This is a genomic window from Lacrimispora sp. (assembly GCF_032078915.1).
Classification (GTDB): Bacteria; Bacillota; Clostridia; order Lachnospirales; family Lachnospiraceae; genus Lacrimispora.
Genome location: NZ_DAMAUN010000048.1, coordinates 1 through 26,988, shown reverse-complemented (window position 1 = coordinate 26,988; position 26,988 = coordinate 1). Strand labels below are relative to the sequence as shown.

The following is a 26,988-nucleotide window of genomic DNA, read 5'->3' as shown; positions in this document are numbered from 1 at the left end:
TAAGATATATTATAATCTTAAGTGTTTGTATGTTTTGACGGACACAGATAAGAAGAATCAGATTAAGAAGGAATGATGGAAAAATGGAAAAGAAGATAAAGGCCATTTTTTTTGATATTGATGGTACGCTTCGGGATTTTCAAACAAAACGGATCCCGGACAGCGCAAAAGAGGCACTTTTGGAAGCCAGAAGGGCAGGAATCCTGCTGTTTATTGCAACAGGACGCCATAAGCTTGAAATGGAAGAAGAAAACCTATTGGAGGGAATCCTCTTTGATGGATATGTGACGCTAAACGGCCAGTATTGCTATTGCGGAGACAGGATCATTTATGATCTGCCCATAGATCCTGGTGAAGTGGAGCGGACTTTAAGGTTTTTGGAGGAAGAGCCATTTCCCTGCATGTTTATGGAAGGGGACCGCATGTACATCAATATGGTGAATCATATAGTGGAAAAGGTCCAGATGGAAATCGGAACCATGATTCCTCCTGTTCTAAATGTAGAACGGGCCAAAAACCAGCGTATTTACCAGATAATACCTTATGTATCCTATGACATGGAGCAGAAGCTGAAGAAGTATCTTTGCGGCTGTGAGTTCATGCGCTGGCATGACGAGATGGGCTGTGATGTGATTCCCGCAGGCGGTAGTAAGTGGAACGGGATCATGAAGATGGCAGAGCATTACGGCTTTTCTGCCGGTGAGATGGCTGCCATTGGCGACGGCAATAACGATATTTCCATGATAAGCGGAGCAGGCCTTGGAATTGCCATGGGAAATGCCTCTGACGAGGTAAAGAGAGCAGCCGGTTATGTTACGGATTCGATAGAAACAGATGGCCTAAAAAAAGCCGTCTTCCATATATTAGACTATAATTTATTAGGAGGAATCATCAATGAGTGAGGTAAATTGTACTCATAATTGTAATACCTGCCAGGAGAGCTGCGGCAGCCGTGAGGAACAGGTGAGCTTTTTAGAACCCCTTAACCCTGCCAGCACAGTAAAAAAGGTAATCGGGGTTGTAAGCGGAAAGGGCGGCGTGGGTAAATCCCTGGTAACGTCCCTGATGGCTGCAGGCATGAACGGGAAAGGTTATAAAACGGCAATCCTTGATGCGGATATCACCGGCCCATCCATTCCAAAGGCCTTTGGTCTTTCGGATTACGGTGTGGGCATGACGCCTGGTGGCCTTATGATCCCGGCTACCACGGCAACAGGAATTGAAGTGATGTCAGCGAATCTGATTCTGGATCATGAGACAGATCCTGTCATCTGGAGAGGTCCGGTCATTGCAGGGGCTGTGAAACAGTTTTGGCAGGAAGCCCTATGGGATAATATTGACTATATGTTCGTGGACATGCCTCCGGGTACCGGAGATGTGCCTTTAACCGTGTTCCAGTCCCTTCCAGTGGACGGAATTATCATTGTCACCTCCCCTCAGGAGCTGGTTACCATGATTGTTGAAAAAGCGGTAAATATGGCGAAAAAGATGAACATACCGATTCTGGGGCTGGTGGAAAACATGAGTTACTTAATTTGCCCGGACTGTGGAAAGCAGATTTCTGTATTTGGGGAGAGCCGCGTTGATGAAGCAGCCAAAGCCAGTGGCCTTACTGTTCTGGCTAAAATCCCCATTGATCCACAGATCGCCGCCGCAGTGGATGGCGGTACGGTCGAGTATTTAGAGGTGAACTGGCTTAACGAGGCAGTTTCGGCAGCAGAGAAAGCTTAAAGTAATGTAAGTTTCGAGGGATAAGAATGAATATTAGTATGAACCCCAATAGTGAATTGAACCAGTCCATTGTGAATGTTCCCAATCTGGTTCAGGTTCCAGACCCGCTTATGAAGCAGGCATACCAGTTTCAGGAAGCTATGATGATGTATACCTGTGCCATCCGGGAGATCAAGACAAAGCTGGAGGTCCTAAATGATGAACTGTCAGTAAGGAACTCCAGAAACCCAATTGAAATGGTTAAATCAAGAGTAAAGAAGCCTATCAGCATTGTGGAAAAGCTGCAGCGCAGAGGGCTGCCGGTTTCCCTGGAATCCATGATGGAAAATCTGGATGATGTTGCAGGAATCCGCGTAATCTGCTCTTTCCTTGATGATATTTATGCGGTGGCAGATATGCTGGCCCGCCAGGATGATGTACATATCATTGCCATTAAGGATTACATCCGCCACCCTAAGAAAAATGGGTACCGCAGCTATCATATGATCGTAGAGATCCCCGTGTTCTTTTCCGACCAGAAAAAATGGATGAGGGCAGAGGTCCAGATCAGGACCATTGCCATGGATTTCTGGGCCAGTCTGGACCACCAATTAAAATATAAAAAAGAAGTGGAAGAGTATTCCCAGGAAATCAGTGAAGAACTGCGGGAATGTGCGGACGTGATCGCACAGACCGACGAAAGAATGCTGGGGATCAGAAAGAGAATTGAGGATCATGGAATTGCAGTTTCTAAATAAATAAGAGAAGGGAGCAATTGTGGGAAAAGCCTGCAATTGCTCCCTTTTTTAAGTTTTGTTTATGTGCTGGCGGGAAGAAAGGGGAAGGCTGACGGTAAAAATAGTTCCTGTTTCAAGGCTGCTGGTCAGGTTAATCTTCCCCTTATGGTGTTCAACAATGGTCTTTGCAATGGAAAGGCCAAGTCCATAGCCTCCATCCTTACGGACTCTTGATTCATCCGTCCGGTAAAAACGTTCAAAGACATGGATCTGTTCCTTTTCAGGAATAGGGTCTCCCGTATTTTGAACGGTCAAGACGGCATGATGGGATGATTTTTTTAAGCTGACAGATACGGAACCATGTTTTCCTGCGTATTTGCAGGCATTGTCTAACAGGATGTTGATTACCTGCTTCAGCTGGACTTCCCAGCCTTCCAGGATAATGCCTGGGTCAATTTTATTTTCCAGGTTCACCTTATTTTCAAAGGCAACGGATTCAAAAAGCAGGACTCCGTTTAATACGATGTCACTGAAATCCAGAGGTGCCATTGCCGTCTGGGAGGCATGGACGGCCCCAGTATCGGAACGGGCCAAAAAGAGCAGTTCTTCTACAAGCTGCTTCATGCGTTCAGCCTCTTCTTTTGTGTTGTTCAGCCATTTCTGCTGGTCCATGATGGTGCATTCCCTATGATGGGAAAGGATCTGTAGATTGGCTAGGATTACGGTAAGAGGTGTCTTTAGTTCATGGGATGCATCGGCTATGAACTGGTTTTGCATCCGCCATGCGGTTTCCACAGGCCTTAGGGCCAGACGGGACAGGAAAATACTCAGGATCAAAAAGAGAAAAACCGCCGCTAGAAAGACCAGCAGACAATTGATCAAAAGAGCTTTTAAATTATTCCGTTCATATCTTTGGTCTGCAAATACTATTTTCGTACCCTCTGCGGAGGAAACTTTAAGGTAACGAAGGGAATAATCCTTAAGCTCCCCCTGGGAAGAGTCATTTGCTTTTGCAAGCTCCACCAGGGTGGAAGCCAGCTCCCTGGTAACTGTTAAATTGTTTTCCCTTATGTTCTCTATGGAATTGCGGTTGTTTAAATTAACCACGAGAACAGGGACAAGAGGCGGCAGATTCCTTTGGGGTCTACGGGTGATTTCCACCTTATCCGGCAGATGGTCCGACCGGTTTCGGTCGGCGGCCTGGTAAAGAGCCATGACGGTCTGACGTTCGATGCGTTTAAAATTGGCGTAGTAAAAGATGCCAAGAACTGCGGAAAGAATGCTTATCACAAAAATCATGTTAATCAAAACAAACCGTATTCTTAATTTTTTTATCATGTTGTTTCCTCCAGGCGGTATCCGACCTTGCGGAGGGTGCTGATTTCTACCCCTGAACCCACAAAATTCAGCTTTTTGCGTAAAAAGGAAATATAAGCCTCAACATTGTTGTCCTCTGCGTCGGAATCACTGCCCCATACCCTAGAGATGAGAGTTTCCTTTGAAACGATCCTTCCGGAATTGCTCATAAGGATCTTTAACACTTCAAATTCCTTATACCCAAGATGTATGGATTTGGTGCCGCAGCATAAATCATTGGCAGAGAGATTCAGGGTCAAGTCCCCAAATTTCATTTCTTCTACGATCACTTCTCCCTGGCGGCGGGAGAGAGCCCTGATGCGGGCTAACAGCTCTTCTGGAATAAAGGGCTTTGTCATATAGTCATCAGCTCCCCGGTCAAGCCCGGTTACTTTATCCTGAATGTCATCCCGTGCGGTCAGCATGAGAACAGGAGTCTGGATGCGGGCCTCTCTCAGTTTTTTCACCACTTGAAAGCCATTTTCCCCCGGCAGCATGACATCTAAAACAATGACGTCATATTCCCCGGAAAGACCGCAGGACAAACCGTCAGTTCCATTATACACAATATCAGCCTGGTAATGTTGTTCCTTCATAATCTGTCCCAAAGCATCGGCCAGCCTTACTTCGTCTTCTACAATCAATACCTTCATGATCCGATTCTCCTATATTTATTATTATGAACCTGTTGACATCTATTATAAGCTGAGACTGCTTGTTAGGCAATCTTACATTTTACGTGGCAATGAGACGTACGAATATCATAATGGATTAACCTTAAAATAGGCTGAAATATCATAGCCAGAGTCTGCTATTGTTAATGAGTATAGGAGTTTTTTTAAACAAATAAAACAAAGTTTCAGTTTAATTTCAGCTTACTGTCACAAAACAGACATAAGCGCCTGTTAAAATAAGCTTCAGATTTGAATGATGAGAGGAGAAACTGGATGAACGGACGTAAAATAGCGGCTTCCCTGGCTTTTGTAATGGCCGCGACGGCAGCCAGCCCTATGATAACAGAGGCATCAAGCAGCTTTGATTTAAGGAAAAAGGTAGTCGGAGTTTCGGGAATCATGAACACTGGGAATTTAAATCTGGCGGTGACGCGGGGGGAATTTGCCAGTATGCTGGTAAATGCTTCCTCCTACCGGAGCACGGCCGGCAAGACCAGCAACACTTCCGTATTTGCCGATGTGCCAAGGAACCATGAATATGCAGCCCAAATCCGGATTGCAGCGGAACAGGGGTGGATGAACGGATATCTGGGAGGAAATTTTAAACCGGACGATTCCATAACACTTCAGGAAGGGGTAAAAGGAGTTTTAGGGCTTTTGGGTTATGCAAATTCTGATTTTACCGGTGACCAGACCGGTTCCAGGCTTTCCAAATATCATTTTCTGGAATTGGATGAAAATCTGAATAAAGAGGCTTTGGAAGTCTTAAATAAAGAAGATTGCATCAACCTGTTTTATAATCTGTTAAAGACAGATACGAAATCCGGAACCATGTTTGGAAAAAGCCTGAACTGTGAATTGACCAGTGACGGGGAGATCGATCCATTTTCTATGGTCGACAACAGCATCAAGGGACCGAAGACCGCAAAAAGCAGCAGCAGGCTCAAATCCATTCTGCCTTTTAAGCTTAGCGATGCCAATATTTATCTTGATGGGGAACCTGTTAATAATTCCAGCAATGCAATTGATGTTTCCTTGGAAAGCGAAGACGGAGTTTTAGTATATTATCATACCATTTCTAAAACCGTGTGGCTTTATACCATTGGAAACGAAAATGAAAACGGACGCTCCGCCATATTTGGAGAAATCACAAACGTTGTCTATGATTCTGCGGATTTAATGACTCCGGGAGCAATCATTCTGGATGACGGCAATACCTACGAGCTTACCAGCACTGAGATGAAGTTTGCATTTTCTTCCTATGGGGACCTTCGGGTAGGTGATACCGTGAATCTGGTCTATACCCTGTCTGTAGATAAAGAAGGAAATGAAACCCGGACTGTCATTGATTATATAGAATAGAAGATTAACAGGAGAAGCCGGAATGAAAAAAGTCATTCAGAAATTATTTTCAAAAGAAAAAAGAAAAGGACGGATAAAGGGGAAAAAGGTTTTGATCCTTCTTATCATAATCCTTGCGGCGCTGGCAGGAGTGATGGCGGCGGCAAGCTTTAAAAAGTCAAAGGAAGCATCCGCCGAAGCAAAGAGCATAAGAACTGCAAAAGTTACGAAGCAGGACATTGTTTCTGAGCTATCCTCCTCGGGAACCATTTCTCCTCAGAATACCTATGACATAACCTCTTTGGTGGAAGGAGAAGTCATTGCAGCAGATTTTGAAGAAGGAGACGAGGTAGAAAAGGGACAGATCCTCTACCAGATCGATACGTCATCCATGGAATCGGAGATGACATCGGTGAATAATTCCCTGACCAGAGCCCAGGAAAATTATCAAACGGCGCTGGATGATTATAATTCTGCTTTAGGTGATTACAGCGGAAATACCTATAAATCCACAGAGAGCGGGTACATAAAATCGCTTTCCATTAAGGAAGGGGATAAAGTAGGGAACAATACGGAAATTGCCTCTATTTATGATGATAAAACCATGAAGATCAAGCTTCCGTTCCTTTCCGGGGAGGCAGCCCAGATCGCGGCCGGACAGGCGGCGGTTCTGACCCTTACAGACACGGGAGAGCAGATCCAGGGCACAGTCACTTCTGTCAGCAATATGGATGTAACCTTAACAGGAGGGCGTATCGTTCGTTATGTCACCATTGAGGTTACAAATCCAGGCGGTCTTACCACGGAAACCCCGGCTACGGCAGCGATAGGCGATTATGTATGCAGTGTGGAAGCAACCTTTGAGCCCAAGCTTGAGTCGACCATGAAAGCGGACTTATCCTCCGGCGTGGAGGTAGGAACCCTGCTGGTGCATGAAGGTGATTATGTAACAAAAGGCACTCCTATCTTTACAATGGAAAGCAAGTCTGCGGATAAGCTGCTGCGTTCTTACAAAGATACAATGGAAAAGGCCCAGGAAACTCTGGAAGGATCAAAAAGCAAACTGGAGAGCACCCAGAATACTTATGAGAACTACACCATTACTGCTCCCATATCCGGAAAGGTCATTACGAAAACCGTGAAGGCAGGAGATAAGATCAGCAAAAGTTCCAGCGGAAGCACCATACTGGCAGTCATATACGATATGTCCGGCTATACGTTTAAAATGTCTGTGGATGAATTGGATGTCAAGTCCGTGAAAGTAGGCCAGGAGGTGAATATTACAGCTGACGCCGTACCTGGTAAAACCTTTTCCGGCACAGTTACCAATGTAAGCCTGGAAAGCTCTACTTCCAACGGGGTCACCAATTATCCGGTTACTGTTACTTTAAATGACGGCATGGATGAGCTTCTCCCCGGCATGAACGTAGACGGAGTGATCATTCTGGACAAAGCGGCCGACGTCCTGGCTGTACCTGCCGATGCACTGATGCGGGGAAATCGTGTTTATGTAAAGGATGAAACGGTGAAGGATGCCCAGGGGAACATTCCCGCAGGATTTAGGGCCGTAGAGGTCACCACAGGCCTGATCAATGATGATTATGTGGAAATCACCAGCGGCCTGGAAGAGAACCAGGAGGTTTACGTCGCTCAAACCACTGTAGGTACTACAACGAATATCATGATGCCGGGCGGCATGGGCGGCATAAACGTAGCCCCAGGAGGCTCTGGCTCCGGTTCTGGTGGCAGGTACCGCAGTGAAGGCGGTGGTTCCGGCAGTGGTTCCGGCAGTGGAAGCCGCGGTACAGGCAGCGGCGGCAGTTCCGGCAGCAGCGGCCGTCAGCCCTAAGGGCCGCAAGGAGGTTATATAGCGTGGAAAATACCTTGATTGAATTAAAGGATATTTATAAAGTATACCAGATGGGAGAGGAGGAGGTTCGTGCAAACAACGGCGTGTCCTTAACCATTTGCCGCGGGGAATTTGTAGCTATAGTAGGAAAATCGGGAAGCGGAAAATCCACGCTCATGAATATCATAGGCGCACTGGATGTTCCCACCTCAGGGGAATATCTTCTGGGCGGTGAGGATGTGGGCAGGATGTCGGATAACCAGCTGGCCGGGATACGCAATAAGATGATCGGTTTTATCTTCCAGCAGTATAATCTGCTTCCCAGACTGAATCTTCTGGAAAATGTGGAACTGCCCCTGTTATATGCAGGGGTAGGAACCAATGAACGGAACAAACGGGCTATGGCCTCTCTGGAACGGGTAGGTCTGTCAGAAAAGTGGAAAAATTTTCCCAATCAGCTTTCCGGAGGCCAGCAGCAGAGAGCATCCATTGCAAGGGCGCTGGCAGGGGATCCCTCCCTGATTCTGGCCGATGAGCCTACGGGGGCCCTGGATTCTAAAACCAGCCGGGAAGTCCTTGATTTCTTAAAAAAGCTGAACGATGAAGGGAATACCATCGTCATGATCACCCATGACAGCGCCATAGCACGGGAAGCCAGACGGGTGATTCGGGTACACGATGGTAAGATTAATTTCGATGGAGACGTAAATGAATATTCTGCAATCCTTTAAAATGGCTTTAAAGAGCATCTGGAGCAATAAGATGCGTTCCTTTCTCACCATGCTTGGAATTATTATCGGCGTGGCATCGGTCATTATTCTGGTAAGCCTTGTAAACGGACAAATGTCCTATATGACAGAACGATTTGCCAGCATGGGTACCAACCAGATTAATGTCAACGTAACAAATCTTTCATCCAGGTCCGTAACCGTGGATCAGATGTATCAATTTTATGAGGACAACAGAAATCTTTTTTCTCAGATGACACCAAGGGTTTCTCTGTCCTCCACTTTAAAAAACGGAACGGAATCATTGACCAATACTACGGTATCCGGAATCAGTGAGGAATATTTAGAAATGAAGGATCAGACCTTGGAATCGGGGCGGTTTCTCCAGTATTCAGATATCCTATCCAGGCAAAAGGTTTGCGTTGCAGGCTATTATGTGGCATGGGAATTATATGGAGGAACAGAAAAAGCCGTAGGCCAGACCATAAAAGTAAACGGATATGCCTATCGGATCGTTGGTGTGATTTCCAGACAGGATGAGACTGAACTCAAGGCCGGCGGTTCAGACGATGTGCTCTACCTCCCCTACACAAGTGCCGCCAAGATGAACAACACTGCTGATATAAACAGCTATATCTTTGCCACCGCCGACATGGACCATACCACAGAGGCTAAGGAGGCCATTAATACTTTTCTTTATGGAACCTTCAAGGATGAGGACTTATACCGGATTACTGCCATGAGTGAGCTTTTAGACTCCTTAAACTCCATGATCTCCATGATGTCCATGATGCTTGGCGGTATCGCCGGAATCTCTCTTTTGGTTGCCGGAGTGGGGGTTATGAATATCATGCTGGTGTCGGTAACGGAACGTACCAGGGAGATCGGGATCAGGAAGGCGCTGGGGGCAAAAAAGCGCAACATCATGCAGCAGTTTGTAATAGAGGCCGCAGTTACCAGCTCTCTTGGCGGGGTTGTGGGTATCGTGGTGGGCTCTGTGGCAACTACCATCATTGGAACTGCCATGGGAATGAATGCCACACCAACACCCGGCGCCGTCATAGTTTCCTTCAGCGTATCCGTAGGGATCGGCCTTTTATTTGGCTATATGCCTGCCAGAAGGGCTGCTGATCTGAATCCTATAGACGCTCTGCGCAGCGAGTAAATATCGAATATTTTCTTGCAAATATATCATATTGGTGATACTATTTGCATAGTTACCAAAGGAGTAGCTCATTTTTGGGCTGCTCCTTTTGCATAGAGTTCATTCAATGAATCATAAGAAAGGGAAGAAATTATGAAGGTTGTTGATATGCATTGCGATACCATTTCAGAGCTTTTTTACCGGAGGGAAGAAGGAAAGGTCTTTTCCATCTTAAAAAATGACTGTCATATTGACCTTGAGCGTATGAAAAAAGGTGATTATTGCTTACAGAACTTTGCTTTGTATACAAATCTCGCCAGGCAGGAGCATCCGTTTGAATATTGTATGAAGCTTGTTGACCTTTTTTATACGGAGCTGGAGAAATATGAAGATATCATTGGTATTGTAAAAAGCTACAGGGATATTGAAGAAAACCGGAAGAATGGGAAGATGTCTGCCATGCTTACCATAGAAGAAGGAGGCGTCTGCCAGGGAGAACTGGCATTCTTAAGAAATTTTTACCGGCTGGGAGTCCGAATGGCGACTCTTACATGGAACTATAAAAATGAACTGGGGCATCCCAACCGGATCTGGGAGGAAAACGGAGATGCCTTTTTTGAGCCGGAGATGGAGCATGGGCTTACGGAAAAGGGAATCGAATTCGTTCAGGAGATGGAACGGCTGGGAATGGTTATCGATGTCTCCCATTTGTCGGATGCCGGGATAGAAGATATGTTCAAGTATACGGAAAAGCCATTTGTTGCCAGCCATTCCAATGCAAGAACCATTGCCTCCAACCCAAGAAACTTAACGGACGATATGATTAGAAAGCTTTCCGAACGAGGCGGCGTGACCGGAATCAATTATTGCGCTGATTTTCTTCATGACTGGAAAAAGGGGGAAGGAGCCTTAAGCCGGGTGGAAGATATGATTTTACATATGAAGCATATGAAAAAGGTGGGTGGCATCCAGTGTATTGGGCTTGGATCGGATTTTGACGGCATCGGGGGAAATTTAGAATTGAAATCTCCGGAAGACTTACCCCTATTGGAAGATTATATGAAAAAAGAGGGATTTTCGGAAAGCGAAATTGAGGCAGTCTTTTATGGAAATGTCCTTCGTGTCTACAAAGAAATTTTACATTAAGACAAGAATTTACATAAATTTTACATTTGTGTGCATTTTACTTTACATGGATTTGATATAGTATTTACAAAAATGTATTATCATGAAAAACGGAGGATGCTATGTCAATCGCAGATTTACAAATGCTATTTAAATTCATCGGGGGGCTGGGAATGTTCCTTTATGGAATGGACGCTATGGCTGATGGGCTGCAAAAATCAGCAGGTCATAAAATGCAGCAGCTTTTAGGAGTACTTACCAGCAACCGGCTCATGGGTGTGCTTTTGGGAACTGGAATTACCGCCATCATTCAGAGCAGCTCAGCCACCACAGTCATGGTGGTAGGCTTTGTAAATGCTGGGATCATCAATCTGCAGCAGGCCGTTGGTATTATTATGGGTGCCAACATCGGAACAACCGTCACCAGCTGGATCGTATCCATGAGTGAATGGGGAGAGATGATGAAACCCGAGTTTTTTGCTCCCGCACTGGTAGGCGTGGGCGCTGTTTTAAGCCTTTTTACCGGAAGCGGGAAGAAAAAACAGGTTGGAGAAATTCTGGTAGGCTTTGGTGTGCTGTTTATAGGACTTTCCTTTATGTCAGACTCCATTACGCCTTACCGGAACGCACCTATTTTCAGCCAGGCCTTTTCCGTTTTAGGAAGAAATCCTTTTCTTGGAATTTTGGCAGGCCTTGTTGTTACCGGCATCATTCAAAGCTCTTCAGCATCTGTAGGAATTTTGCAGACACTGGCCCTCAACGGCATTGTGAACTGGCAGTCAGCCATATTTATCACTTTGGGACAAAATATCGGTACCTGTGTTACCGCCCTGCTTTCCAGCGTGGGAGCTAACAAAACCGCTAAACGCGCCGCTGTCATTCATCTTCTTTTTAATGTGGTGGGTGCTGTCATCTTCGGATGCGTCATGTTTGTCGTGTTTAAACTGAATCCGGTTTTCGCGGCTTCACGGATCAGCAGCGTGGGAATATCCATCTTTCATACCATATTTAACGTGAGCAATACCATTATTTTATTCCCCTTTGCCGGGCTTTTGGTAAAAGCTTCCGGCCTGCTTGTACGGGAAGACCAGAAAGAATCACCGGTTGATTCTGATACCCAGATGAAACGCCATCTGGATGAAAGAATTTTAGAAACCCCTTCCTTTGCCATCGAGAATGTGAACCATGAAGTTGTGAGTATGGGAAATGCTGCCATGGAAAACTTAGATCTTGCGGAGGCGGCTCTTCTTGGCAACAACAAGGCAGAGGCAAAGCTGGTGGAAAAAATGGAACAGAAAATCAATGGTTTTGAAAAGATACTCACAGATTATCTGATTAAACTTAATAACCAGTCCTTAAACGAAGAGCAGCATCTTCTGGTTAAAAACTTATTTTATACAATCAGCGACTTTGAGCGGGTCAGCGATCACTGTGAGAATTTATCCGAGCTGGCAATAGAAAAAACCAATCGGAACATAATATTTTCAAAGGGTGCAGAAAATGAAATCAAGGAAATGTTTAAGGAAGTTCGCTCCTCTCTGGAGCATGCCATAAAAGCCAGGGAGACAGGAGACATGTCAGAGGTCCGCGCAGTGATTCGAAGCGAAGAACGTGTGGACGGCCTGGAAGAGGAATTAAGGGAACGTCATATCGAACGTTTATCTGCTCAGACATGTAAACCGGAAAACGGAATTATCTTTTTGGATGCACTGAGCAATCTGGAACGTATTTCAGACCATGCCCATAATATCGCCGGTTACGTGAGGGATGAGATGTAACAGAACGCGTGGGCAGGAAATAAGAAAGGAGAATGTATGGAACGTATCTATGTAATTGAAGACGATGACAACATCAGGGATTTAATTAAAATTGCCCTGGAAGGTTTTGGCTATGAAGTATCCGCTTTTGAGATGGCGGAAGATGCTTTAAGGCATATTGAATCAGATAAACCGGCACTGGCTGTGTTTGATCTGATGCTTCCAGGTATGGACGGACTGACAGCCATTCGGAGAATTCGGAAAAATGAGTCTTTAAAAGATATTCCCATTCTTATTCTTACCGCGAAAGACAGGGAGTTTGATAAGGTGGCAGGACTTGACGGCGGAGCCGACGACTACATGACAAAGCCATTTGGAGTCATGGAACTGGCAGCCAGAATCCGAAGCCTTTTGCGGCGAAGCACCAGGGGAGAGGCAAACGCAAACGAACTGAATCAATATTGCTTAAGTTTAAATAAAAAAACAAGAGAGGTCTATTGTGACGGCGTTAAGATTGAACTGACGTTAAAAGAATTTGAGCTTTTGCAGTATTTAATGGAGAATCATAATAAGGTCGTCACCAGGGATGAGCTTTTAAACCACATCTGGGGGTATGATTACGATGGAGAGACCAGGACTCTGGACATGCATATCCGTACGCTCCGGCAAAAGCTGGGAGAAAACGGCGGTTCCTGCATCAAGACAATCCGCGGCGTAGGCTATCGTTTTATTAAGACGGAAGAGTAGGACAATCAATCGTCTGGCTGTATCCGCAGAATGAGGGAATCTATGAGAAGCGTGATCTTTAAAAAATTTATCCAGATCATTCTGGTAGTGCTGATACTCAGCAGTTCTGTTTTTTATATTGCTTCCAGCAGCGCACTGCTTAAAAATTCCAGAAAAGATATGACATACACCTTAAGAGCTATGGATGAGATCCTGGATTATTCCAGTAATCTTGCCGGTGAAATAGGGAATTTAAAGCAGACACTCAGTGAGAATGAGAGCCGTTTTACAATTATACGCATGGATGGAAGTATTGTGGCCGATACTGGGAATGTACCGGCCGCTTCCCTGGATAATCATTTGGACAGGGAAGAAGTGAAGGAAGCTCTTGCGGAGGGAACCGGCACAGCCAGACGCTATTCCAAGACCCTTAAGGTAAATATGCTTTATGTGGCGATCCGCTCCTCACGGGCGGATTATATTCTTCGTATGGCAATTCCCTATTCCGGCATGAAAGAATACTTAATGCTTCTATTGCCTTCGATCTGGCTCAGCTTTCTGATGGCCATTATGTATTCCGCGTTTTCGGCGGACAGCTTTTCAAAATCCATTACAAAGCCGTTAAAAGAAATTTCTCAGGAGATGTTAAAAGTAAACGGGGATTATACAGACCTCTCTTTTGAAAAATACCAGTATCCGGAAATTAATATTATTGCGGAAACAACAACGGAAATGTCTAAGAACGTAAAAGAATATTTAAATCAGATCGAGCTTGAAAAGCAGATTCGCCAGGAATTTTTCAGCAATGCTTCCCATGAGTTAAAAACCCCAATCACATCGGTTCAGGGATATGCGGAGCTTTTAGAAAGCGGGATCATTCAGGATGAAGAACAAAAGATTGATTTCATAAGACGCATCAAAAAGGAAGCGGTCAATATGAATCATCTCATCAATGACATCCTCATGATCTCCCGGCTTGAGGCAAAGGAAGCAGAGGTATTAAAAAATGACGTGCGCCTGTCCATCCTTGTTGGCGATATCGTCGAATCCTTAAAACCATTGGCCGCATCCCATGAAGTCACTGTCCATGTGGATTGCAAACCACTTTGTATTTACGCCAATGGACAGCAAATGAAGGAGCTTTTTGGAAACCTCATAAGCAACGCGGTAAAATATAATAAGCCTGGCGGCGAAGTTTGGGTCACGGTGACAGAAGAGGACCGCAATGTAATCATCCGTGTGAAGGATAATGGAATGGGTATTCCAAAAGAATCCTTAAGCCGTATATTTGAACGCTTTTACCGGGTGGACAAAGGACGGAGCAAGAAACAGGGCGGAACAGGCCTTGGACTATCCATTGTAAAACACATTGTAAATTTCTATCATGGGACCATTACCGTTCGGTCAGAACTTGATATAGGAACGGAATTTTTGGTAAAGATTCCAATTCAAGAGAAAATATGTTAATATTGATTCAGTAAATGATAGGAGGTGTGCAGATATGGGAAGTTTTATTTTAACCTGCTGTTCTACGGTAGATATGAATAAGGAATTTTTTGAGCAGCGCCAGATTCCCTATGTGTGTTTTCACTATACAATGGATGGCGTTACCTATCCGGATGACTTAGGGCAGAGTATTCCCTTTCCTGAGTTCTATGACCGGATCGCCAAAGGTGCGGCCCCGGTGACTTCCCAGGTAAATGTGGAAGAATATTGTGATTTTTTTGAACCATTTTTAAAAGAAGGCAAAGATATATTGCACCTCACTCTTTCCTCCGGTATTTCAGGAACCTACAATTCTGCATGTGTAGCCAGAGAGGAAATGAGTTCCAGATATCCGGATAGAAAGATCGTCATTGTGGACTCCCTTGGTGCCTCTTCCGGCTATGGTCTTTTAACCGATTCAGTGGCAGACTTAAGGGATAAGGGTGTTTCCCTGGAAGAGGCGGCAGAGTGGACGGAGAATAATAAATTATTCGTGCATCACTGGTTTTTCTCCACGGATTTAACTAGTTTTAAGCGGGGAGGCAGGATTTCAGCCACATCCGCAATGCTTGGCACTGTGCTTAACATCTGCCCTCTCATGAGCGTTGACGACACGGGGCATTTGGTTCCCAGGCAGAAGATCCGTACCAAGAAAAAAGCCATCCAGGAGATCATAAACACAATGGAAGCCCATGCAAAGGGCGGGAGAGATTACAGCGGCAAATGCTTTCTTTCCTATTCCGCCTGTGAAAATGATGCCAGGGAAGTAGCGGTCCTGGTGGAGGAACGCTTCCAAAAGCTTTCCGGAAAGGTGCTGTTAAACAGCATTGGCGCAGTCATCGGCTCCCATACCGGACCTGGTACTGTGGCATTATTTTTCTGGGGTGATAAAAGAACAGATTAGTTCCGATCCCGGAGAGCACTCATAATAATGAGAATGCTCTCCGGGATTTTCTTTTACATAAATGCCAAAGTGTGGTAAGATAAATGCTGAATGCAGGAAAAAGGAGAGCTCTTATGAAAGTAAAAAATTCAGCACATGTGGCAGCGTTGTACGGAATGCTGATTGCACTGGCGTTTGTTCTCAGTTTTGTAGAAACCCTGATTCCCATTTCCCTTGGAATACCGGGCGTAAAGCTGGGGCTTGCCAATCTGGTCACGGTTGTGGGGCTCTATACGGTTGGGACAGGCGGAACGGTTGTCATTTCACTTTTGCGGATCGTTCTCACCGGATTTACCTTTGGAAACTTGTTTGCCATGCTCTACAGCCTGGGAGGCTGGAGCTTAAGCCTGCTACTAATGGTTCTTTGCAAGAGAAAAAACTGGATCGGCACAACGGGAATCAGTATTCTTGGAGGCGTGGGGCATAACATCGGACAGGTTTGCGTGGCTGCCCTTGTGGTCAAGCAGGCCGGAGTATTCTTTTATCTTCCCTTCCTTCTGATAGCCGGTACAGCCGCCGGACTTGTCATAGGGATCCTGGGCGGCATGATTATAAGCCGGATCAGTAATTTTATAAAAAAAATGCAATAAAAACAATAGATAGGATATTGTTTTGCCGCTGTTGGAAATGTATAATGGGATAGGTATATTAGGATAGGTATATTAGGATAAAAAGAAACCAGGAGGAACATCACAATGATTTACGAGGCAATTAAGAAACTGGTACAATATGGACGTAACACAGGCTTGATCGGGGAAGCGGACCGGTTTTATGCCCTTAACCAAATCCTTGATGTAATGATGATGGACGAGTATGAGGAGTCAGAGGGAGTACCGGAAGATATTGATTTAGAAGCTGTTTTGCACGAATTACTTGATTATGCATGCCAGGCCGGAATCATAGAAGAAGACAGTGTTACATACCGGGATTTGTTTGATACAAAGCTGATGAATTGTCTGATGCCAAGACCTAGTGAAATAGAAAAAACGTTCTGGGAGCTGTATCAGGGCCAGTCACCTGAGGCTGCAACCGGATATTATTATAAACTGAGCCAGGATTCCGATTATATCAGGCGGTATCGGATAAAGAAGGATATGCGGTGGGTGACCCCTACCAAGTACGGAGACTTGGATATTACGGTGAACTTATCAAAGCCTGAGAAGGATCCAAAGGCGATTGCCGCAGCAAAGCTTGCGAAACAAGGCGGTTATCCCAAATGCCAGCTTTGTATGGAAAATGAGGGCTATGCCGGAAGGACCAATCATCCGGCCAGAAATAATCACAGGATCATCCGTCTTGAAATCAATAACAGTGAGTGGGGCTTTCAGTATTCCCCCTATGTTTATTATAACGAGCACTGTATCGTTTTCAACGGAAAGCATATCCCCATGAAGATAGAGAGAGATACCTTTGTCAAACTGTTTGATTTTGTCAAACTGTTTCCTCACTATTTCCTTGGTTCCAATGCAGATCTTCCCATTGTAGGAGGATCCATCCTGTCCCATGACCATTTTCAGGGAGGAAATTATGATTTTGCCATGGCAAAGGCTCCCATGGAGAGTTGTTTCCAGTTGGAAGGCTTTGAGGGAGTGGAAGCCGGAATCGTGAAATGGCCGATGTCCGTACTGCGTACCAGAAGCAAAAACCCGGAAGACCTAATTGCCCTTGGAACAAAGATTCTTGATGCCTGGAGGGCTTATACGGATGAGGAAGCCTTTATATTTGCAGAAACTGACGGAGAGCCTCATAATACAATCACTCCTATTGCCAGAATGCGGGATGGTGTATACGAACTTGATCTGGTCTTAAGAAATAATATCACCACAGAAGAATTCCCTCTTGGAGTTTACCACCCTCATCAGGAGCTTCATCATATTAAGAAAGAGAATATCGGATTAATTGAAGTCATGGGATTGGCTGTCCTGCCTTCCAGGCTGAAGGAAGAGCTGAACCTGCTGGCTCAGTGCATTGTGGAAGGGAAAAGCATAAGAGATGACGAAACCATTGAAAAGCACGCAGATTGGGCAGAGGCTTTCCTTGGAACATATGAAGAAGTGACAAAGGAAAATGTGGATGAAATATTAAAGAAGGAAGTTGGCCTGGTATTTGAACGGGTTTTGGAGGATTCAGGCGTATACAAATGCGATGAGCAGGGACGTAATGGGTTTGGGCGGTTCCTTGCCAGTGTCGGATTTACACCTTGTTCACAATAGAAAGACTGTGAGAATATCAGATGGAATTGTGTTTGTAATTACCGCCCCTTTGAGGTATAGTCGAGTTGGAGTGAAAGGGAACTATAAATTCACTCAAAAAAGTACAGAACCGGCTTAAAGGAGTCGGAGGGAGATAGACAAACAGTCATGAAGCAGATAGAAAACAAAACACTGAGAACGCTTGCAGAGTATGGACTGATCACGTTCAGCATCTGGATTATGGTAGTGGGGATTTATTTCTTCAAATTCCCCAATAATTTTGCATTCGGAGGTGTCACAGGGTTTGCGACGGTTATCAGTGCATTAACCCATTGGTCGGCCAGTGAGTTCACAACCATTGTGAATACAGTTTTACTGGTGGCCGGCTTTCTCTTCCTGGGACGGAGTTTTGGGATTAAGACGGTTTACGCCACCCTTATGATGTCCGTATTTCTTTACTTTTTGGAACGGCTGTACCCGATTACAAGGCCTCTTACCAGGGAACCGCTTTTGGAGTTGATCTTTGCGATTCTTTTGCCAAGCGTAGGCTCTGCGCTCCTTTTTAACACCGGAGCTTCCAGCGGGGGTACAGATATTATCGCCATGATACTGAAACGGTACACCAGCCTTAATATTGGAACCGTGCTTTTGATGGTGGATGTGACAGGAGTCATTCTGGCCTATTTTGTATTTGGACCGGAGACAGGGTTATTCTCTTCCCTTGGTTTATTAGCCAAGTCCCTTGTAATTGGGGATGTCATCGAAAACATTAACCTGTGCAAGTGTTTCAGCATCATTTGTGATGACCCGGGGCCCATCTGCGATTATATTATTCATGGACTCAACCGGAGTGCCACGGTTTATGAGGCACAGGGCGCGTTCAGTCATCATAAAAAGACAGTCATCCTGACGACCATGAAGCGTTCACAGGCACTTAAGCTAAAAAAATATATACGTACAGTGGAACCAACAGCGTTTATACTGATATCTAATTCCAGCGAGATCATAGGAAAAGGATTTCTTGCCAATTAAAAAAAACCGGAGAACATTGATTCTCCGGTTTTTTTTATGAACAGGGCAGGAAATGTGGGATCCGTTATCGTCATTTTTTACAAAAATGCACTTTAACGCTTTAAAAACACATAAAATTAAAGTAATAAAATTGACGGCTAATCTTTTTTGTAGTATGATACGAATTAAGTTCTAAAAAGGGCGAAGTTTTGGAAGGAAGAGGAGAGAAGATTATGAAGAAATCAGCAAATGTTTTATCATTGGTTCTTGCCGGCGCCATGATGTTGTCCTTAACGGCATGCGGCAGCAAAGCGCCGGACACGGCGACCTCAGCTCCGGAAACCACGACTGCAGCGGAAAAAGCAAGTGAAGCCGCAGAATCCACGGGAGAAAAGACAGCAGATGGAAAGCAGTATAAAATCGGGGTTCTTCAGCTTGTACAGCATGCAGCCTTAGATGCATCCAATAAAGGCTTTATAAAGGCCCTTGATGATGCAGGTCTTAACTATACCGTTGACCAGCAGAACGCCTCAGGTGACCAGCCTACGTGCCAGACCATTGCCAGCAAGCTGGTTAATGACAACGACGATTTGATCCTTGCCATTGCAACACCGGCGGCTCAGGCTGTGGCAGGGGCTTCAAGCGATATCCCGATTCTGTTGACAGCTGTCACTGATCCGGCATCTTCTGATCTGGTTGAGAGCAACGATAACCCAGGAGGAAACGTAAGCGGCACCTCTGATTTAACTCCTGTGAAAGAGCAGATAGCACTGTTAAAAAAGATACTCCCTGATGCAAAAACCGTGGGAATTCTTTTCTGCTCCGCAGAATCCAACTCTGAAATCCAGGCTAAGATGGCAAAAGATGCAATTGAAGCGGAAGGCATGACAGCGGTGGAGTACACCGTTTCCAGTTCCAACGAGATCCAGACGGTTGTTACCTCCATGGTAGGCAAAGTAGATGCCCTCTATACTCCTACCGATAATACCATTGCCGCAGGTATGGCAACCGTGAGCATGGTAGCGAATGAAAACGGCATTCCGGTAATCTGCGGAGAAGAAGGCATGGTAAATGCCGGCGGTCTTGCTACCTATGGCATTGATTATTATGAACTGGGTTACTTAACCGGACAGCAGGCAGTAAAGATCCTGACAGAGGGTGCGGATATCTCCAAGATGCCGATTGAATACCTTCCTTTGGATAAGTGTAAGCTTACTGTCAATGAAGAAACAGCAAAGACCCTGGGAATTGATATTTCCAGCCTTAAATAGGCGGTTTTAAAAAGATGAGCGGCAGGCGGGACCTGTTTAACTGGCCCGCCTGCCAGCCATAGATGCTTTACATAAAGGATGGGCGTTCATTCTTTATGTAAGGCATTTATGTCTATGAAAGCCCTTTGGGCGTTGCAGGAAATATGATACGAGAAAATACGCGGAGGAATGATTGATGAGTGGTTTGTTGGTATCCCTTCAGGATGCAGTTGTTCAGGGGGTTTTATGGGGGATTATGGTTTTAGGAGTTTACATTACCTACAAACTATTGGACATTGCCGATTTGACGGTAGATGGAAGCTTTGCCATGGGCGGCTGTGTGTGTGCCGTTATGATACTTAATTTTCACGTAGATCCCTGGATTGCCTTAGGGATTGCGGCGGTGGCCGGGATGGCAGCCGGGGCAATGACCGGTTTATTACATACGATCTTTGAAATACCGGCGATTCTGGCAGGAATCCTGACACAGATCGGTCTTTGGTCCATAAATCTGCGGATTATGGGCGGAAAGAGTAATGTACCGCTTTTAAAGACTGATACAATTATGTCTAAATTCATAGCAGTAACCGGGTTAAGCAAGCAGGCCGCCGCAATGATCATCGGAATCGGCCTGGCAATCGTAATGATTTCCTTTCTTTACTGGTTCTTTGGAACAGAAATCGGCAGTGCCATGCGTGCTACCGGTAATAATCAGGCAATGATACGTGCTCAGGGCGTTAATACAAACTGGACAAAGCTTTTGGCCCTCACCATCAGCAACGGACTTGTAGGACTTTCCGGAGGACTTGTCTGTCAAAGCCAGAAATATGCGGATATTGGTATGGGTACCGGTGCGATTGTCATTGGCCTTGCCGCGATTGTTATTGGTGATGTGCTGATGGGGAAACTCCGTTCCTTTGCAAGTAAGCTTATCTCAGCAGTTGTGGGTTCCGTCATATATTTTGTGATCCGTGCCATGGTTTTAAGAATGGGTATGGATGCCAATGATATGAAGCTTTTGTCGGCTGCGATCGTTGCAGTGGCACTTTGCGTGCCAGTCATGGTGAATAAATGGCGCATCAGGAAATCTTATACAGAAGGAGGAGAATAATTGTGCTGGATATTAAGAATGTCAGAAAAACATTTAATAAGAATACCATCAATGAAAAAAAAGCATTGAATGGCATTGACCTCCATCTGAACGAGGGTGATTTTGTCACGGTGATCGGCGGTAACGGAGCAGGGAAATCCACAATGTTAAATATGATAGCAGGAGTGTACCCTATTGATTCCGGTAAGATCCAGATTGATGAGATCAATATTTCCAGGGACCCGGAGTATAAAAGGGCTAAATATATCGGAAGGGTATTCCAGGATCCTATGCTGGGAACTGCCGCAGGAATGGAAATACAGGAAAATATGGCTTTGGCTTATCGGCGGGGGAAGGGAAGAAGTCTTGCCTGGGGAATAAGGACCAGCGAAAAGGCATTTTACTATGAGGCGCTAAAAAAACTGGGACTTGGACTTCAAGACCGTATGACCAATAAGGTCGGGCTACTCTCCGGAGGCCAGAGACAGGCGCTTACCTTGTTGATGGCGACCTTAAAAAAGCCAAAACTGCTTCTTCTTGATGAGCATACCGCTGCACTTGACCCCAAAACAGCCAAAAAGGTTCTGGAAATCACACAGGAGATTGTGAAAGAGCAAAATCTCACGACTCTTATGATCACTCATAATATGAAGGATGCGATCCAGATTGGCAACAGGCTTGTCATGATGCATGAAGGACGCATCATCTATGATGTGTCAGGGGAAGAAAAAAAGAAGCTGGAAGTGGAGGACCTTCTTAAGAAATTCGAAGAGGCAAGCGGTGAGGAATTTTCAAATGACAGAATGATCCTGGCGAAATAGCCGGTGAAATGACAGGGCATGGAACCTTTTATAAGGGTTTCCTGTCCTGTTTTTGTTCTGGTGCCTGGAGGCTTATGATTCAAATCTGCCTATTCCGGATGTATCTTTCTTAATATATGTAACATAATCTTAATAATTTTTTGCTGTAGTTATATCGCAAATAATGACATTTTATGCTATACTTAGGCAGATAGATTTATAGTCTGAATCGGCTTTCCGCTAGAAAAAAGGAATATGGAGAGAAAGTACAGGATGGAAAATAACAACGAGAAAAAAGATTATATAATTCGTTTGGATAAGGCAAGAAAAAAACGCAGTAAGAATGATTATAAGAAACTTTTGACAATGGGAGGTACAGCGGTTCTTTGTGTAGCAGTTATTTCTGCAGTGGGGATGGCGATGAAGAATCACCTCTTGGCAAAACCGGCAGGGCTTGCAACCGGATCGGAGGCCGCTGCTATAAAGCTGGAGGAATCAGCAGGCTTCAATGCAGAAGCCGAGTCTGAAGCTCAGGCAGCAAAGGAAAAGGACGAAAAAGAAAAAGTTGTAAATTCCTACAAGAATTTAGGGATTATTCAGGTATCAGGATATTTAAACGTGAGAAAAGCACCGGGCACCGAGGAGGATGTAATCGGAAAACTCCAGGGAGACAGTGCCTGTGATATCCTGGAGAATACGGAATCTGGCTGGTTTAAAATATCTTCCGGCGGCATTGAAGGATATATAAATTCCGAATTTGTTTTAACAGGGGAAGACGCAAAAAAGAAAGCAATGGATCTGGTGAAGTTAAGAGCTGTCGTTCAGACCGATAACATGAACATCAGGAAGGAACCCTCCACCAGCTCGGATGTGGTAGGCCAGGCGCTTTCCAATGAGCGGTATGAGGTCTTAGGACAGACTGAGGGCTGGATACAGATCCCGACCGGATATTTATCCGCGGATTATGTCAAATTGGAATATGGACTGAATGAAGCCAGAAAACAAGATCTTAAGGCCATGATATTCAATCTCTATAAGAATATCGGTATTTCCGATGTGGATAATTACTTGAACGTAAGAGAAGAGCCGAATGAAAACGGCAAGATCATTGCAAAGATGCCAAGCAAAGCCGCAGGAAATATTTTAGAGACGACGGATGGCTGGTATAAGATTCAATCCGGTAACATTACCGGCTATGTGAAGTCTGATTATATCCTGACAGGACCGGCAGCAAAGGATGAGGCTTTGCAGGTTGCAGAGCTGATGGCTATCGTCAACACGGATATGTTAAACGCCAGGGCCGAGCCTTCCACTGAATCGAAGATATGGACACAGATATCCAACAATGAACGGTATCCGGTTTTAAAGCAGATTGACGGCTGGATACAGATCGAGCTGGAGGAAAACAGCAGCGCCTATGTATCCACGGATTATGTTGATGTCCGGTATGCTCTTCCTGAGGCAATCAAATTCTCTCCTTTAGAGGAAAAAGCCAATGCACAGGCATCATTCAGGGCCCAAATCGTTAATTATGCCCTGCAGTTTTTGGGAAATCCTTATGTATGGGGCGGAACCAGCTTAACGAAGGGGGCCGACTGCTCTGGGTTTACCATGTCTGTTTATGCTCATTTTGGCATTGGACTGCCTCATTATTCCGGCTCTCAGGCCGGTATGGGTAAGGCAGTAAAATCCAGCGAGATGAGGCCTGGAGATTTGATCTATTATGCAGACAGTAAAGGGACCATCAACCATGTGTCCATGTATATCGGTAACGGACAGATCGTCCATGCGGCCAGCAGACGAAGCGGTATTAAAATTTCTACATGGAATTACCGGACACCGGTAAAGATCCGTAACATGATCGGTGATTGATGTAAGGTCCCCGGATTGAAATTTAATCGAGTTCTGATTAAATTTCAATCCGGGGACCTTTTGTTTTTTACTTTTTATCTGGTTTACAAATTCTGGAAAAAGGATTATAATAAATAGAGCCGTTATATTTTCTAAAATATAACGGAAAGGCGGGATCCGATATGAAGACAGGAGCAGTCATTTTCGCGGCGGGGCATAAAAGCGCCACCAGTACATTTAAACCATTGATGCCCATTGGAGGTACAACCGTCATTAGACGGATCATCATGACGCTTAAAAGGTCCGGTGTAGATCCTGTCGTGGTCATAACCGGAAAAGATGCAAAGGAATTGGAAAAACACATTTCCAAGCTAAGAGTGATCTGCCTCAGGAATGAGAATTATGAAAATACCCAGATGTTTGACAGCATCTGTACAGGCCTTAATTACATTGAGGATTTATGCGACCGGGTTCTTATTCTTCCGGTAAAATTCCCCATGCTGTTGCCGGAAACCATTAAAAAAGTTATGAATAGCAGCCGGCTGGCTGCTTGTCCGGTCTTTGACGGCCGCAGAGGCCATCCGATCATGATCAGAAAGGAACTGATCCCTGCCCTCCTGTCATACGATGGAAGACAAGGGCTGTGGGGAGCTTTCAGGCAGACGGAAATAGATGTTTTAATTGAAGAAATCCCAGTAGATGATAAAGGAATCATAGAATCCATAGAAACGGATGTGGATGATGCAAAAAACTATGATACGGGACGGGCTTCCATGCATCCGACAGCAAGTCTGTTTCTGGAATGCGACGAGATCTTTTTTGGGCCGGGGATCGCCCAGTTTTTGATGCTGATCGAGCATAATGGATCCATGCAGACGGCCTGCCGGCAGATGAACATGTCCTACAGCAAAGGCTGGAAGATCATAAAAGAGGCAGAAAAGCAGCTTGGATATCCTCTTTTGATCACCCGGTCAGGCGGAGCGGAGGGAGGATTTTCCCAACTCACACCTAAAACAAAGGATTTTCTAAACCGGTTCTTAAGCATGGAAAAAGAATTAAATGAAAAAACAGAAGAATTGTTTATAAAATATTTTGAGGGGGAATTGAAATGAGAAAGCTGTTCAAAACAGTTTTAGAAACGCTGGAAAAAGGCGAAGATGGGGTTTTGGTAACCATTATTGCAAGTTCTGGATCCACTCCCAGAGGTGCAGGATCCCATATGCTGGTAAGGAGGGACGGAACCACCGAAGGAACGATCGGAGGCGGAGCGGTGGAATACCGGTCCATTCAGAAGTCACAGAAAGCGATTGAGGAAAAGACCTCTTATATGCACAGCTTTGTACTTGGAAAGGAGCAGGTAGCTGATCTGGGTATGATCTGCGGCGGCGATGTTGTGGTTTACTTCCAGTATCTGGATCATGATAATCAGGAATTTAAGGACTTATGCAGGAAGATAGAAGAAGCCTATAACAAGGATGAAGACAGCTGGCTGCTTATGGATATTACCAACGAAACCACATGGGGACTGGGTATCTACAGCAAATCAGCGGGATTATCAGGAATAAAGGGAGTTGATGAAGAAGAAAGAAAAATCCTCCTTCAACATAAAGCGGTTCAAAAAAACTTTGGTGAACGTAAGTATTACAGCGAGCCTCTGGTCCGGGCCGGCTGCGTCTATATTTTCGGAGGCGGACATGTGGCACAGGAATTGGTACCGGTGCTGGCGCATGTAGGATTCCGGTGTACTGTTTTTGATGACCGGGCGGAGTTTGCCAATGAAAAACTGTTTCCCCAGGCAGAGAGGACCATTGTGGGGGATTATGAAAGGATTTTTGATTCCCTCGAATTAAGGGAATGCGATTATGTCTGTGTTATGACCAGAGGACATCAGTCGGATTACGTTGTCCAGAGACAGGTCCTTACGAAAAATGCCTGCTATGTCGGTGTGATCGGCAGCCGCAGGAAACTGGAAACTTTGACTGAAAAGCTTATGGCGGACGGCGTTACCAGAGAACAAATCGACAACTGTCACAGCCCCATCGGCTTGGAAATCTACGCAGAAACACCCGCTGAAATTGCCATCAGCGTGGCAGGAGAATTAATTGCTGTCAGAGCCCTGCGGGAAGGGCGAAAAAAGTAATGGGGAAGTTTTTATTTCTAAAAGGTGATTCCGGAGAAGGAAAGACGACCCTGCTTTTTGAATGCCTGAAACCCTGGCAAGAGATGGTTGGAGGATTTTATTCCCAACGTCTGCTGAATGAAGATGGGATGACCATGGGATTTCGTATGGTCCCGGCAGAGGAAGAATGGATTCCGGCAGCTCCCTATAAAAAAGGAATGACGAATGTCTTTATCGAGCGGATGGAACATGGATTTCAAAAAAACCTTCCGTTCTTTAAAAACGATGGAATAGAAATTCTTCGTTCTTACGCTCATCATAAGATCTGCCTACTGGATGAAATAGGCGGGATAGAACTTTTTGTACCGGAATTTATGGAAGAGGTTCTTTGCTGCATTGATAGCCAGGTGCCCTGCATCGGAGTTTTGAAAAGCCAGAAAAATCTTGAGTCCATGAGAACCAGAATTCCAACAGAGCCGGAACCGGACAAGCTTCTTCGGGATTTGGAAGAAAAGCTTGTAAAACGGTCAAATGGACGAATTCTTACGTTTGACCGCGAAAAAAAAGAACACATTCGGACAGAAATTATGGAATTTTTGAGAGAATGTACGGAAGAGGAAGGAAGGGAAACACATGGTAGAAAGGGACTGGATTTATAAAAGGCGTTTTGGAATCATCGTGCTCTTATTTATTGTCTGCTTTTTGGGCTCCTTTTTGCTTGGACGGTACCCGGTTTACCCGGACACGCTATTAAAGATCCTTCTTTCGGTGGTTTTTCCCATAAAATCCACTTGGCCGGCTCAGGCAGAGACGGTTGTTTTCCAGGTCCGACTGCCAAGAGTTTTTATGGCGGCATTGATCGGAGGAGGATTGTCCTGTGCAGGAGCCGCTTATCAGGGGATCTTTAAAAATCCCATGGTATCACCGGATGTTCTGGGTGCATCCTCTGGTGCGGGATTAGGTGCTGCCCTGGGATTGTTTTTTTCATTTGGTTATAACGGAGTAACGATCAGCGCCTTTCTTTTTGGTCTTGGCGCGGTTGGGATTGTCTGCCTCATCAGCAGCCGGGTAAAGTACAATCCCGTGCTGGGACTGGTGCT

Annotated in this window: 25 protein-coding genes; 23 read left to right on the top strand and 2 right to left on the bottom strand. The window is 45.1% G+C overall.

Going from position 1 to position 26,988, the window contains the following annotated elements:
- Positions 1-83 precede the first annotated feature (83 nt).
- From RT269_RS17895 to RT269_RS17885, 3 genes are read left to right on the top strand one after another with little or no spacing between them, the layout of a single operon-like run.
- Entirely contained in the window at positions 84-902 is an 819-nt protein-coding gene (locus RT269_RS17895) for a Cof-type HAD-IIB family hydrolase (protein WP_313184604.1), read from the top strand.
- Positions 895-1,731 (top strand): Mrp/NBP35 family ATP-binding protein, encoded by an 837-nt coding sequence (locus RT269_RS17890; protein WP_313184602.1) that lies wholly within the window; start codon positions 895-897, stop codon positions 1,729-1,731. Before RT269_RS17895 ends, RT269_RS17890 begins: the two co-directional genes overlap by 8 nt.
- Positions 1,732-1,757: 26 nt before the next feature.
- The gene (locus RT269_RS17885; RefSeq protein WP_092250145.1) at positions 1,758-2,468 is read left to right on the top strand and encodes a GTP pyrophosphokinase; all 711 of its coding nucleotides are present in this window, start codon (positions 1,758-1,760) and stop codon (positions 2,466-2,468) included.
- A 48-nt stretch (positions 2,469-2,516) separates the two neighbouring features.
- On the opposite strand, the gene RT269_RS17880 is transcribed toward RT269_RS17885, so the two are convergent.
- Positions 2,517-3,785, bottom strand: coding sequence for a sensor histidine kinase (locus tag RT269_RS17880; protein WP_313184600.1), 1,269 nt, complete (start codon positions 3,783-3,785; stop codon positions 2,517-2,519).
- Positions 3,782-4,456, bottom strand: a complete 675-nt coding sequence (locus RT269_RS17875) for a response regulator transcription factor (protein WP_313184598.1) — start codon at positions 4,454-4,456, stop codon at positions 3,782-3,784. Before RT269_RS17875 ends, RT269_RS17880 begins: the two co-directional genes overlap by 4 nt.
- Before the next feature lie 294 nt (positions 4,457-4,750).
- Here RT269_RS17875 and RT269_RS17870 point away from each other — a divergent pair, with 294 nt between their 5' ends.
- The 20 genes from RT269_RS17870 to RT269_RS17775 form a co-directional block, all read left to right on the top strand.
- Positions 4,751-5,839 carry an S-layer homology domain-containing protein gene (locus tag RT269_RS17870; protein ID WP_313184597.1) on the top strand — a complete coding sequence of 363 codons (1,089 nt, stop codon included), beginning with the start codon at positions 4,751-4,753 and terminating at the stop codon, positions 5,837-5,839.
- 22 nt (positions 5,840-5,861) lie between these two features.
- Positions 5,862-7,667: an efflux RND transporter periplasmic adaptor subunit gene (locus RT269_RS17865; RefSeq protein ID WP_313184595.1), complete on the top strand. Its 1,806-nt coding sequence runs from the start codon at positions 5,862-5,864 to the stop codon at positions 7,665-7,667.
- A 71-nt stretch (positions 7,668-7,738) separates the two neighbouring features.
- The gene (locus RT269_RS17860; protein ID WP_313184631.1) at positions 7,739-8,398 is read left to right on the top strand and encodes an ABC transporter ATP-binding protein; all 660 of its coding nucleotides are present in this window, start codon (positions 7,739-7,741) and stop codon (positions 8,396-8,398) included.
- On the top strand, positions 8,382-9,560 hold the full coding sequence (locus RT269_RS17855; RefSeq protein WP_313184630.1) for an ABC transporter permease: 1,179 nt from the start codon (positions 8,382-8,384) through the stop codon (positions 9,558-9,560). The genes RT269_RS17860 and RT269_RS17855 overlap by 17 nt, the downstream gene beginning before the upstream one ends.
- Before the next feature lie 132 nt (positions 9,561-9,692).
- On the top strand, positions 9,693-10,685 hold the full coding sequence (locus RT269_RS17850) for a dipeptidase (RefSeq protein WP_313184594.1): 993 nt from the start codon (positions 9,693-9,695) through the stop codon (positions 10,683-10,685).
- A gap of 101 nt (positions 10,686-10,786) precedes the next feature.
- A complete protein-coding gene (locus RT269_RS17845) occupies positions 10,787-12,442 on the top strand; it encodes a Na/Pi cotransporter family protein (RefSeq protein ID WP_313184592.1) in 1,656 nt (551 codons plus the stop codon).
- A gap of 36 nt (positions 12,443-12,478) precedes the next feature.
- Entirely contained in the window at positions 12,479-13,168 is a 690-nt protein-coding gene (locus tag RT269_RS17840; RefSeq protein WP_186422964.1) for a response regulator transcription factor, read from the top strand.
- Between the two features lie 42 nt (positions 13,169-13,210).
- Positions 13,211-14,614 carry a sensor histidine kinase gene (locus tag RT269_RS17835; RefSeq protein WP_313184591.1) on the top strand — a complete coding sequence of 468 codons (1,404 nt, stop codon included), beginning with the start codon at positions 13,211-13,213 and terminating at the stop codon, positions 14,612-14,614.
- Between the two features lie 34 nt (positions 14,615-14,648).
- On the top strand, positions 14,649-15,536 hold the full coding sequence (locus RT269_RS17830) for a DegV family protein (protein ID WP_313184589.1): 888 nt from the start codon (positions 14,649-14,651) through the stop codon (positions 15,534-15,536).
- A gap of 113 nt (positions 15,537-15,649) precedes the next feature.
- Positions 15,650-16,165: a Gx transporter family protein gene (locus RT269_RS17825; protein ID WP_313184587.1), complete on the top strand. Its 516-nt coding sequence runs from the start codon at positions 15,650-15,652 to the stop codon at positions 16,163-16,165.
- A gap of 105 nt (positions 16,166-16,270) precedes the next feature.
- A complete protein-coding gene (gene galT, locus RT269_RS17820; protein WP_313184585.1) occupies positions 16,271-17,788 on the top strand; it encodes a UDP-glucose--hexose-1-phosphate uridylyltransferase in 1,518 nt (505 codons plus the stop codon).
- Between the two features lie 147 nt (positions 17,789-17,935).
- Positions 17,936-18,799 (top strand): YitT family protein, encoded by an 864-nt coding sequence (locus RT269_RS17815; protein ID WP_313184584.1) that lies wholly within the window; start codon positions 17,936-17,938, stop codon positions 18,797-18,799.
- Between the two features lie 212 nt (positions 18,800-19,011).
- Positions 19,012-20,049 (top strand): ABC transporter substrate-binding protein, encoded by a 1,038-nt coding sequence (locus tag RT269_RS17810; RefSeq protein ID WP_313184582.1) that lies wholly within the window; start codon positions 19,012-19,014, stop codon positions 20,047-20,049.
- A 175-nt stretch (positions 20,050-20,224) separates the two neighbouring features.
- A complete protein-coding gene (locus RT269_RS17805) occupies positions 20,225-21,139 on the top strand; it encodes an ABC transporter permease (protein ID WP_313184580.1) in 915 nt (304 codons plus the stop codon).
- 2 nt (positions 21,140-21,141) lie between these two features.
- On the top strand, positions 21,142-21,939 hold the full coding sequence (locus tag RT269_RS17800; protein WP_313184579.1) for an ABC transporter ATP-binding protein: 798 nt from the start codon (positions 21,142-21,144) through the stop codon (positions 21,937-21,939).
- Positions 21,940-22,191: 252 nt separating this feature from the next.
- A complete protein-coding gene (locus RT269_RS17795) occupies positions 22,192-23,790 on the top strand; it encodes a C40 family peptidase (RefSeq protein ID WP_313184577.1) in 1,599 nt (532 codons plus the stop codon).
- A 161-nt stretch (positions 23,791-23,951) separates the two neighbouring features.
- Positions 23,952-24,881: an NTP transferase domain-containing protein gene (locus tag RT269_RS17790; protein WP_313184575.1), complete on the top strand. Its 930-nt coding sequence runs from the start codon at positions 23,952-23,954 to the stop codon at positions 24,879-24,881.
- Positions 24,878-25,909, top strand: coding sequence for an XdhC family protein (locus RT269_RS17785; protein WP_313184573.1), 1,032 nt, complete (start codon positions 24,878-24,880; stop codon positions 25,907-25,909). Before RT269_RS17790 ends, RT269_RS17785 begins: the two co-directional genes overlap by 4 nt.
- The gene (locus RT269_RS17780; RefSeq protein ID WP_313184572.1) at positions 25,909-26,547 is read left to right on the top strand and encodes a nucleoside-triphosphatase; all 639 of its coding nucleotides are present in this window, start codon (positions 25,909-25,911) and stop codon (positions 26,545-26,547) included. Before RT269_RS17785 ends, RT269_RS17780 begins: the two co-directional genes overlap by 1 nt.
- On the top strand, positions 26,522-26,988 hold a 467-nt coding region (locus RT269_RS17775; RefSeq protein WP_313184570.1), incomplete at its 3' end, for an iron chelate uptake ABC transporter family permease subunit. The genes RT269_RS17780 and RT269_RS17775, both read left to right, overlap by 26 nt.